Source organism: Streptomyces sp. NPDC054847 (genome assembly GCF_053610925.1).
The window spans coordinates 1-9,418 of sequence record NZ_JBSGZJ010000286.1 but is presented as its reverse complement, the minus strand read 5'-3'; the positions used below and the strand labels follow the sequence as shown (position 1 = coordinate 9,418).

The window sequence follows — 9,418 nt, the reverse complement described above, 5'->3', positions numbered from 1 at the left end:
GCGTACGCGTCCGGAGGAGGCCACGAAGGAGCAACCCATGAAGCTGTCATTCCTGGAACCACTCTTCGACCGTCCGGGGCCCTGGGCGACGGTGTATTTCGGCCCGGCCCAGAACGACGAATCGGCGGCGAAACAGCGTGCGCTGGCCGTGGACGAGTGCTGTCGCACCCTGGAACGCGAGGGCGCCGACGAGGCGACCGTGGGCGCGGTGCGCGACGCCCTGACGAACGTGCGGCCTGCCGAGGACCCCTCGGGCCGGGTGGTCTTCGCCACCGGTGGCGAGGTGGTGCTCAGCCACCGTCTGTCCCGGCCGCCGCGGCAGCAGATCGCCTGCTGGGCGCCCCTTCCCCGCATCACACCCCTCGTGGAGCTGGCCGGCCAGGACCCCGCCTGCCTCGTGGCGTACATCGACAGGACCGGCGCCGACTTCGAACTCCGTGGCGCGACCCGTCCGCAGGACGCCGGTCAGGTCCAGGGCCAGGACCATCCGGTGCACCGCACCGGGTCCGCCGACTGGTCCGAGCGGCACTTCCAGCTCAAGGTGGAGAACACCTGGGACCAGAACGCGGCGGAGATCGCCGAAGCCCTCTCCGCCGCGTACGAGGAGTCCGGCGCCGACCTGGTCGTGCTCGCCGGTGACCCGCGGGAACGGTCGGCCGTCCACGAGCGGCTCCCCGAGGCGGTCCGCAAGGTCACGCTCGGCACCGAACACGGCGGCCGTGCCCCCGGCTCCGAGTCCCCCGCCCTCGATCGGGACATCCAGCACGCCCGGCGCGAACACGTCCGCCGCCGCATCGACGAGGCGCTGGAGCGTTTCCGCGCCGGACGCGTGAGCACGGAGCGCCCGACGGACGCCGTGGAAGGCGTTCCCGCCCTGGTGGAGGCGGCCCGGGAGCACCGGGTGGAGACCCTGCTCATCGTGCCCGACGGGCCGGACGCCCACCGGGAGGTCTGGGTGGGCGGCGGCGCCGATCAGCTCGCCCTGCGCCGGACGGACGCTCAGGCGCTCGGAGAGGGTGAGCCGATCTCCGCACGCGCCGACGACGCGCTGCTCCGCTCGGCGGCGGTGACCGCCGCAGAGGTGCTGGTGGTGCCTCCCGACGAGGCCGCCGACGCCGTCCCGGCCGGCGGGCTCGGAGCACTGCTCCGCTGGACGTACGAGCCGGCCCCCGCCTGACACCCACGACACGTCCGCCGAGAAGGCGGTAGCAGGTCACGCGGCCGGGCTCATCGCGGCGACCGTGCGGCAGGTCGCACGGCCGGCTTCATGGGTCCGGCCGCGGTGGCGGCTCCCTCCATGTCCAGTCGGCGGGCCGCCGATTCCACGGCGGCCGGCAGCAGCCTGCGCGCACGCAGCGCCATCGGCAGCCTGCGCAGAACCTGACGCAGCGCCTCCCTGGCAGGCGGGTCCGACCTCGCCTCGGCCGCGAGCGCGCCGGTGCGGCGGAGCGCGACGGGCAGTGGCCGTCGTAGCCATGCCGTGAGTGCCGCGTTGCGGAGCATGACCGCACTGCGGCCGTTGCGCGGCCCACCCGTCGGGCAGTGGACGGCGACCACGTCCGGACAGTGGCACACGCCCCAGCCGCGCGCCGCCAGATCGTAGGCGAGCAGGGTCTCCTCGCCCCCGAAGAACAGCACCGGGTGATAGCCGCCCGCCTGGAGGAACGCCGACCGCCTGGCCACCGCCGCGCAGGCCAGGAAGCCCAGCACCTGCGGCCCGGGCAGATCCGGGACCATGCCCAGGGGGGACTTGGCGAGCACGCTGTTCAAAGGGTCGTCCACCGCTTCGGGACCCACGGTGGTACGCGCCGCCAGCAGTCCCAGCCGGGGATGCCCGTCGAAGAGCTGTTCGGCAGCGGTGAGCGCCCCGGGCTCCCACCACGAGTCGTCGTCGCTGAAGGCCACGTACGGCGTACGGGCATGACGGACGCCGAGGTTACGGCCGACGGCCCCGAGATTCCGATCCGGTGTCAGCAGCGTGACGCCCGGGTGCTGACGGGCGACGGCTTCCGCGGTCGCGTCGGTCGACGCGTTGTCGACGACGATCACCGGAGGCCTTTCGGGCAGCTCCATGAGCCGGTCGAGGGTGTGCAGCAGTTGGTCCCTGCGGTTGCGGCTGATCACGACGACGGTGGTGCGGGAGTCGGTTGTCATGGCGCGGACGTCTCTCCGGTGCTCGTGTCAGGTGTGCCGAACGGTGAAGGGTCATCACGTTTCCCTGCGTCATCACACCACGCATGTCCCGTCGTTTATGGGGCAAATGTAACGAACGGTAATGCGGGCGCAGGTCGGGCAGGCGCCCAGGGACGACGCGGGCGCCGCGCCGGGCCGGCCGGCGAAGCGTCGGATCGGGTCCGCGTCCGGGCCGGACGAGCGCGGCTCCCTGGACGGTCCTGGATTGCGGGGACAGGTGACTGGGCGTCTCATGGGCGGCAAGCCGCTGTCCACGTCTTCGACCCGGTGGGCGCGGCCTGCCTTGAGTCGGCCGGGAGGCAGTGTGACAGGACGGTGGTGGTGCGGGCGGGCGGCCGCGGTAGCGGCGCTCGTCCTCGCGACGAGCGCCTGCGGCTCGCTCGACGAGAGGCGCGACGATGTCACCGCGGAGGTGACGGCCTTCGAACAGGCTCTGGGCGCCGATGAGTTCGCACGCATGTGCGCCGCCCTCGCGCCGGAGACCCTGGAAGAGCTGGAGCAGTCGGGCAAGAGCCCCTGTGAGCAGGCGATCGGGGAAGCGGAGCTGACCGAGGCCGGTGCGGTGCGTCGCGTCGACGTGTACGGCGACCAGGCCCGTGTCGTACTCGAGACGGACACGGTGTTCCTCTCCCACTTCCCGACCGGCTGGAAAGTGACAGCGGCCGGATGCACGCCCCGCGACGGCCGGCCGTACCAGTGCGAACTCAAGGGCGGGTGAATGAGGCCATGAGAACACTGTTCGTCGGAACCCTGGTGATGATCGCCGGTGGTCTCGCGTACTTCATGGCTCTGGGGCTGATGCACCGATGAGCTCCATGTCCAAGGCCGGCGAGGGCAGCGCACCGACCCGTCGTCCCGTATGGCGGTTCCTGCACCACAACAGCCTCGGCCTGGTCTTCCTGGCGGCGTTCCTGCTCGCCCTGGCAGGACAGGCGGTGGCCGGACAGGCGGAGTTCAACAACCAGCTGGTCGCCGACGGCCTCGCACCCGTCAGCTTCGGGGCCTATGTGGCTTCCTCCGACTTCGCTGTCGATGTCACCGAGAACTGGCAGTCCGAGTACCTGCAGTTCTTCCTGTACATCTTCGGCACCGTCTGGCTGCTGCAACGCGGTTCACCCGAATCCAAGGAACTGCACAAGGCGGGCATCGAGTCGGACGAGGACCAGATGGTCGGCGAGCACGCCACGGAGGACTCGCCCCGCTGGGCCGCGGCCAGGGGCTGGCGGGGAACGCTCTACTCGCGCTCCCTCGGCCTCGTCATGGGCACCATCTTCCTGCTGTCATGGCTGGCCCAGTCCATTGCCGGTGTCGCCTCCTACAACGAGCAGCAGCTGCGCGGGCTTCAGGCCCCGACCAGCTGGCCCGACTATCTCTCCTCCGCGGACTTCTGGAGCCGCACACTCCAGAACTGGCAGTCCGAACTCCTCGCCATCGGCTCCATGGCAGTTCTCGCCATCTACCTGAGGCAACGCGGATCACCGGAGTCCAAGCCCGTGGGCGCGGCGCACACGGCGACCGGTGTCGAAGGCTGAACGTCCTGCTCCGCGGTGCGGCCCTTCGTCAGCCGACGTACCGGCGGGCGGTGGAGTGCCGCTGCGACTCTTCGAGGAGCGACAGGCGCCTTTCGACGGCCGGCGGCACGACCTTCCGTTCCCGTACGACCCAGGGAAGTCCGGCGAGCGCGGCGCCGAAGGCACGCAGCGACGCGCGGTCACGCGGAACGGTACGGGCGAGGTGCAGCGTCCGGCGGACCGCGGGAACGACCGGACGGCGCAGCCAGCAGAACCAGAGCGTGTTGCGCAGACCGTCGACGCGCCGCCCGGTGGCGTCGCGTGCGGGGGACGGTGCGTGGTGGACCGTCATGCTCTCGTCGTAGGTCAGCCACCAGCCGAGCGTGGTCAGGTCGGTGGCCAGCAGTTCCTCCTCGCCGCCGAGCCACAGCCGCTCGCTGAATCCACCGGCCTCGGTGAACGCCTCGACACGCAGCACCGACGCCCCCGCGAGGAACGAGCCCAGGGCGGGACCCGGCAGCCATGCCGGTCCCTGGACCGGTGAGTCGCGCAGCTCGGCGACGATCGGGTCCTCCCTGCCGCCCGGTTCGACGACGATCCGGGCGGTGACCACCGCCAGCCGCTCATGGCGGTCCAGGAGGTCCCCGGCGCGGGACAGCGATCCCGGCTCCCACCAGCAGTCGTCGTCGCAGAAGGCGACGTAGGGCGTGGTGACGTGCCGCACGGCGAGATTGCGTCCCACCGCGCCGAGGTTCGAGCCCGGGGTGAGCAGCCGGACCTCGGGACGCAGTCGGCGTACCGCTTCCGCGGTGCCGTCGGTCGAGGCGTTGTCGGTCACGATCACGGGCGGCCGCTCGGGCAGACGCGCCAGTTCGCCGAGGGTGCGCAGCAGCTCCTCACGGCGGTTGTGGGTGATGACGACGACGGTGACGCGCGGATCGCTCATGTCACGGCTCCCCCTCCGGAACGAGCCCGCCCCAGCGGTGTTCCGTCCCGGACCGGTGCGATCACGGCCGTACGCCCGCGCCGGGTGCGGGCTGCCGGACGACCGGCGGCTCGCCCGGTGCGACGACGGCGCGGCCGCCGCGTCCGCAGTGGACGACCCGCTCACCGAGGCCCCGCTCCTCGGCCGCGCGGAGGAAGTCGGCCAGCGGGGACGTCATCACGGTGTACTCCTCGTAGTGGACGGGCAGCAGCCAGCGCGGACGCAGCCGTTCGGCGAGCTCCACGCCCTGCGCGCCGTCCATGGTCACGAGGAATCCGCCCGGCAGACGGGTGCCACCGAGGTGGAGCACCGCCAGGTCCATGTCCGGGTACCGGCGGCCGATGGCGTCGATGCCGTCGAACAGCAGCGTGTCGCCCGAGATGTAGAGCCGAAGATGTGCCGGGCCTCGCGGCGGGCCGAACTCCAGCAGGCTGCCCATCACCGGCGGTAGCAGGGGCCGCAGGGCTCCGCCGGCGTGCCGGCCGGGCAGGGCCGTCACGGTCGCCTTGCCGTCCTCGCCGATCAGGGTGTGGCTCTGCCACGACCGGAGCCCGTCGGCCCGGCGGAAGCCGTGCACGAGGCGGAGGCGGCGGGAGGCGTGCGGCGTCGTGATCACGGGCAGTGACCGGTCGAGGTGACGGCGGGCCACACGGTCCCAGTGATCGCCGTGCAGATGCGAGAGCACGATCGCGGTCAGGTCGCGAGGCAGCTCACCGACCCCCATCGACGGCTCGGTGAGCCGGCGGCTGACGAGTCCGTGACCGAGATACGCGTGCTGCCCGCGGTGCAGGAAGTTCGGGTCCGTCAGCAGGGTCAGGTCGCCGTAGCGGATCAGGGTCGTGGCGTTGCCGATGAAGTCGATGCTGACCGGCAGGCCCGGGGCGGCGGACATACGGTCTCCTTCGGCCCGGTCAGCCCCGCGGCTCCGGGCGTTCGATGCGTCCGTGCCGCCACGGGTGCCCCTGTCGCGGGAGGTGAACCTCGGGCCCGGGTGAAGCCGGCCCCGTCCGCCGGAAGGTCGCGACCGCCCGCGGCCGTCGCCGTCAGGCCGCCGCGGACAAGGCCGAGAGGATCGCCGTGTCGGTGCGGGCGTGGACGACGAGCCGGGTGCCACCGGTGTCGGCGTTCGCCTCGAGAAGGCGTCGCGCCGGCGCGCTGTGCGTGGCGACGGACATCAGGACACCCAGGTGGCTGCACATGCGGTGGGCCTTCAGTACGGCGCCGACGGTGACGCCGCCGGTGGCCGGCTCCTCGAGCACGACGACGACCGGACTCGGCCGGTAGGCGTGCACCAGATCGCTGATCTCCTGCGACAGCGCCGATCTTCGGCCGACGTCGGTGGCGCTGTGCAGGGTCACGACCAGAACGCCGTCCTCGAAAGCGTGGGACACCATCACTGCCTCCGATGCCGTTCGCCGCGTGGCGATCTCCGGTCAGAGGCTGCCCGCTCCGCGTGCCGTGATGCGCCCCGGCCGCTCAGGGGGTCTGCGCGTCACGGTCCAGCGGGCCCCAGCGCCCCGGCTGCCGCTCGATCACGGCTGTCGCCTCGCTGATGACCTCGTCGGCGATCCAGCCGAGCGGTTCCACATCGCGGACAAGCGGTTCGTTGTCCGGACCGCGGCCCGATTCCCGGCCGTGCAGGACCCACGGCCGGGCCCGTTCGTCCTTGACCCGTGGCAGATGGGAGTAGTCGTACAGCCGGCGGGCGACCCATGTGCGGACGGGCCGGTCCCCCCACCAGGACTCCACGTCCAGCGGGCTGGCGGACAGGCCCGGCATGGAAGCGCCCGTCAGGTCGTCGGTGCTGGAGACCGAGCCGAGGTCCGGCTCGGGTCCACGGGACCACCGCACGTACAGCCCCTGCCGGGCCGTGACCAGTTCCGTCAGCGCCTCGATGCTCCCGAAGGTGGGCATTGCCTCGTTCTTGCTCATGTCCCCTCGATTCTTGCCCGGCACTGCCCGTCGGATGCGTGCGACAGGCCGCGAGCACGTCGCCCGATGAACGGCGGCGCCCTGCCGTGACCGTGCGGTCGGCCCAACTTCACCGTGACGGATCATCGCGACGAACGCCATCGAGCTGTCCGTCCGGCGCGGGTGCCGAGTGCGGCGGGGCCGAGGGAGAGGCCCGGGGGAGCGGGGACCGGTCGGCGGCTCCCCGCAGGTGAGGGGGCAGGCTCAGGCGGTCATCCCCTGGCCCGCGCACAGGCGGGACAGAAGGGCCGGCCGGTGGAGCTCTGCCACGGGTTCGAGCAGGTCCGGGTGGCGCAGCAGGGCACCGGCCCGCCGGTCACGCTCATCGGGATCCACCAGGCGGCGGAACCCGGCCGGCGTTCCGTCGCCGTGTCCGCCGTCACCGAGCGCGGTCACCGCCGCCGATGCCAGGTCCGGGCTGGCGAGGAGGCAGGCCGCCCAACTGGCGACGACCTCGTCGACCCATGTGCGCCAGGCGTACTCATCGGCGTCGTCGAGCCCGGCCCCGTCGGAGCCGGTGATCCAGTCCAGCCGGGCGGACCCTCCCGCCCCCGCGACCGCGACCAGAGCCGCGTCGACGGGTGTGGGATAGCGCAGCGACGCGGCCACGGTCACGGCCTGATGCGCCTGCGCGTGGGAAAGTGCGGAATCCAGCACGCCACCTCCCGAGGGGAAGGCGCGCGACATCCACTGGGCTGTCGCCGCTATCAGCGAGGTCAGGTCTGCGTGCACTGTGGCGTCCGATGTGGTCCTGGGGAGCGATGTGCGCGGCAACGCTATCCCCGCCGGTCACCTGGGGAAATGGCGTGGGTCACGGGAAGGCAGTGGCTTCGGCCACACCGGCCGGGGGACCGCTTCGCCCCCGGACGCGCTTCGGCGCGTGCTTTCGGGCAAACCACTGTGTCGTCCACTGATCACGGCGTCCGTCCCGCGACACTGACCCCCATGGAGCCGGTGACCTTGGGCGTGGAAGAGGAGTACCTGCTGCTCGACGCGGAGACGGGGGTGCCGGTCCCGATGGCCGAACAGGTGCGTGCGGCCGCAGGCCTCGAACCACTCGTCGAGGAGCACGAACTGCAGTCCGAGCTGTTGCAGGTGCAGGTAGAGGTCGCCACTTCCGTCTGCACCCGGCTCGAGGAGGCAGGCGGTCACCTGCTGCGCCTGCGCCACGCGGTCGGCGCCGCCGCGGAGGCCCACGGGTGCCGCCTCGCGGCATGCGGGACACCGCCGAGGAGAGGCCCGGTCAACGCGCCGGTGACCGAGCAGGCCCGCTACCGCGCGATGCGGGTGCAGGCTCCGCAGCTGGTCGCGGAGCAGCTGGTCAGCGGCATGCACATCCATGCGGCGGTCCCGAGTCCGGAAGTCGGCGTGGCCGTCCTGAACCGGCTGCGGGGCTGGGTGCCCGTCCTGGTCGCCATGTCCGCGAACTCGCCCCTGTGGGACGGACAGGACACCGGCTTCGCAAGCTGGCGCACTTTGATCTTCGGCCGCTGGCCCGTGAGCGGCCCGCCGCCCGCGTTCCGGGACCTCACCGACCACAGGGAGCGGATCGAGGCGCTGATCAGCAGCGGGATCATCTCCGACAAGGGACAGCTGTACTGGCAGATCCGGCTGTCCGACCGCTTCCCCACCGTGGAAGTACGGTGCCCCGACGTGCAGTTGCGGGCCGACGAAGCGGTGATGTTCGCCGGGATCGTGCGCGCGCTGGTCGTCACCGCCATCCACGAGACGGCGGTCGGCACGCCGGCGCCCGTCATCGCTCCGGAACTGATGCAGGCGGCGAACTGGCAGGCCGCCCGCTACGGTCTCAGCGGTCACCTGATCACTGCGACGGGCGAGCGCCGCAGTGCCGGAGACGTCGTCGCGCAGCTGATCGAGCACATCACGCCCGCGCTGGACGCCGCCGGCGACACCCGTGAGGTGATTTCGCTCGTTCATCGCCTTCTCCAGCAGGGCACCCCCGCCGACCGCCAGCGCCGGGCGCTCGCGGAGGGCGGCATCAGGGCGGTGATCGACCTGATCACCTCCGAGACCACGGCACCGTGACCGCGGATCCCATGTTCGACACGCGGTTTCCGGGTACTCGTGCGCGGTGACGCGACGATCGAACGGGAGGAGCGCCACGATGACCGTGCCCGAGGAGAACCGGCCCAAGACGCGAACGACCGACGAGGTCGTCACGGAGAAATCGGCGGCGGCCGAGGGATCGGCGGCAGAGACCGAGCAGGGCCGGAATGCGGCACAGGAGGAACGCCGGCCGTCCGGGAGCACCATGCGCGAGGCACTGGACGATGCCGGGGTCAAGCCTGAGGACTACGAAGAGTAGTCGCGCGCGTGAGCAAGGAGGTTTCCCATGGCGCACACCAACGTGCCGGAGGTGCTGAAAGCGATCAAGGACGTCGACTTCCCGGCCGACAAGGAGAAGCTGATGTCGGCGGCACGCGGGGCCGACGCCTCGGAGGAGGTCGTCAAGGCGTTGCGCGGTATTCCGCCCGAGCGGTACGACAGCCGGGACGACGTGGCGCGTTCCGTCCGGACGGATCCGGACTCGGACCTCGGACACAACGCGAGCCAGAAGGCCGAACAGGCGCGCAAGGGCGGCAAGCCGGGGCTGTCCGAGCATCTGCGTGACGCGCCGAAGACGCCGATCCAGGAGGAACTGGACCGCTGAGCGGGGACCGCGGCCCTCCAGGACCGCGACGACCCCGGACCGCGACGACCCTGGACGGCTGACGCCCAGGTGGCGGACCCGCCGCCG

The 9,418-nt window shown here is 71.9% G+C and carries 12 protein-coding genes; 6 read left to right on the top strand and 6 right to left on the bottom strand.

Annotated elements, in window-relative coordinates; all coding sequences use genetic code 11:
- The first annotated feature begins 37 nt into the window (after nucleotides 1–37).
- Nucleotides 38–1,177 carry a baeRF2 domain-containing protein gene (locus ACWGH4_RS24245; protein ID WP_453464451.1) on the top strand — a complete coding sequence of 380 codons (1,140 nt, stop codon included), beginning with the start codon at nucleotides 38–40 and terminating at the stop codon, nucleotides 1,175–1,177.
- 50 nt (nucleotides 1,178–1,227) lie between these two features.
- On the opposite strand, the gene ACWGH4_RS24240 is transcribed toward ACWGH4_RS24245, so the two are convergent.
- Nucleotides 1,228–2,154 (bottom strand): glycosyltransferase family 2 protein, encoded by a 927-nt coding sequence (locus ACWGH4_RS24240; RefSeq protein WP_453464448.1) that lies wholly within the window; start codon nucleotides 2,152–2,154, stop codon nucleotides 1,228–1,230.
- A 343-nt stretch (nucleotides 2,155–2,497) separates the two neighbouring features.
- Between ACWGH4_RS24240 and ACWGH4_RS24235 the strand changes: the two genes are divergently transcribed.
- Together ACWGH4_RS24235 and ACWGH4_RS24230 are read left to right on the top strand one after the other, a co-directional pair.
- Entirely contained in the window at nucleotides 2,498–2,911 is a 414-nt protein-coding gene (locus ACWGH4_RS24235; RefSeq protein ID WP_453464446.1) for a hypothetical protein, read from the top strand.
- An 88-nt stretch (nucleotides 2,912–2,999) separates the two neighbouring features.
- On the top strand, nucleotides 3,000–3,725 hold the full coding sequence (locus tag ACWGH4_RS24230) for a DUF6766 family protein (protein WP_453464443.1): 726 nt from the start codon (nucleotides 3,000–3,002) through the stop codon (nucleotides 3,723–3,725).
- Between the two features lie 28 nt (nucleotides 3,726–3,753).
- Here the strand turns inward: ACWGH4_RS24230 and ACWGH4_RS24225 are convergent, their stop codons facing one another.
- The 5 genes from ACWGH4_RS24225 to ACWGH4_RS24205 form a co-directional block, all read right to left on the bottom strand.
- Nucleotides 3,754–4,650 (bottom strand): glycosyltransferase family 2 protein, encoded by an 897-nt coding sequence (locus ACWGH4_RS24225; RefSeq protein ID WP_453464440.1) that lies wholly within the window; start codon nucleotides 4,648–4,650, stop codon nucleotides 3,754–3,756.
- Nucleotides 4,651–4,711: 61 nt separating this feature from the next.
- Nucleotides 4,712–5,581, bottom strand: coding sequence for an MBL fold metallo-hydrolase (locus ACWGH4_RS24220; protein ID WP_453464437.1), 870 nt, complete (start codon nucleotides 5,579–5,581; stop codon nucleotides 4,712–4,714).
- Nucleotides 5,582–5,732: 151 nt separating this feature from the next.
- A complete protein-coding gene (locus ACWGH4_RS24215) occupies nucleotides 5,733–6,083 on the bottom strand; it encodes a hypothetical protein (RefSeq protein WP_453464434.1) in 351 nt (116 codons plus the stop codon).
- Nucleotides 6,084–6,165: 82 nt separating this feature from the next.
- A complete protein-coding gene (locus tag ACWGH4_RS24210) occupies nucleotides 6,166–6,621 on the bottom strand; it encodes a DUF6098 family protein (protein ID WP_453464431.1) in 456 nt (151 codons plus the stop codon).
- 243 nt (nucleotides 6,622–6,864) lie between these two features.
- A complete protein-coding gene (locus ACWGH4_RS24205) occupies nucleotides 6,865–7,392 on the bottom strand; it encodes a hypothetical protein (protein WP_453464428.1) in 528 nt (175 codons plus the stop codon).
- 213 nt (nucleotides 7,393–7,605) lie between these two features.
- Between ACWGH4_RS24205 and ACWGH4_RS24200 the strand changes: the two genes are divergently transcribed.
- The 3 genes from ACWGH4_RS24200 to ACWGH4_RS24190 all read left to right on the top strand — a co-directional run bounded on the left by ACWGH4_RS24200 (nucleotide 7,606) and on the right by ACWGH4_RS24190 (nucleotide 9,331).
- Nucleotides 7,606–8,706, top strand: coding sequence for a carboxylate-amine ligase (locus ACWGH4_RS24200; RefSeq protein ID WP_453464425.1), 1,101 nt, complete (start codon nucleotides 7,606–7,608; stop codon nucleotides 8,704–8,706).
- 79 nt (nucleotides 8,707–8,785) lie between these two features.
- On the top strand, nucleotides 8,786–8,986 hold the full coding sequence (locus tag ACWGH4_RS24195) for a hypothetical protein (RefSeq protein ID WP_453464422.1): 201 nt from the start codon (nucleotides 8,786–8,788) through the stop codon (nucleotides 8,984–8,986).
- Nucleotides 8,987–9,013: 27 nt separating this feature from the next.
- Nucleotides 9,014–9,331 (top strand): DUF2795 domain-containing protein, encoded by a 318-nt coding sequence (locus ACWGH4_RS24190; protein WP_453464419.1) that lies wholly within the window; start codon nucleotides 9,014–9,016, stop codon nucleotides 9,329–9,331.
- Nucleotides 9,332–9,418: the final 87 nt, after the last annotated feature.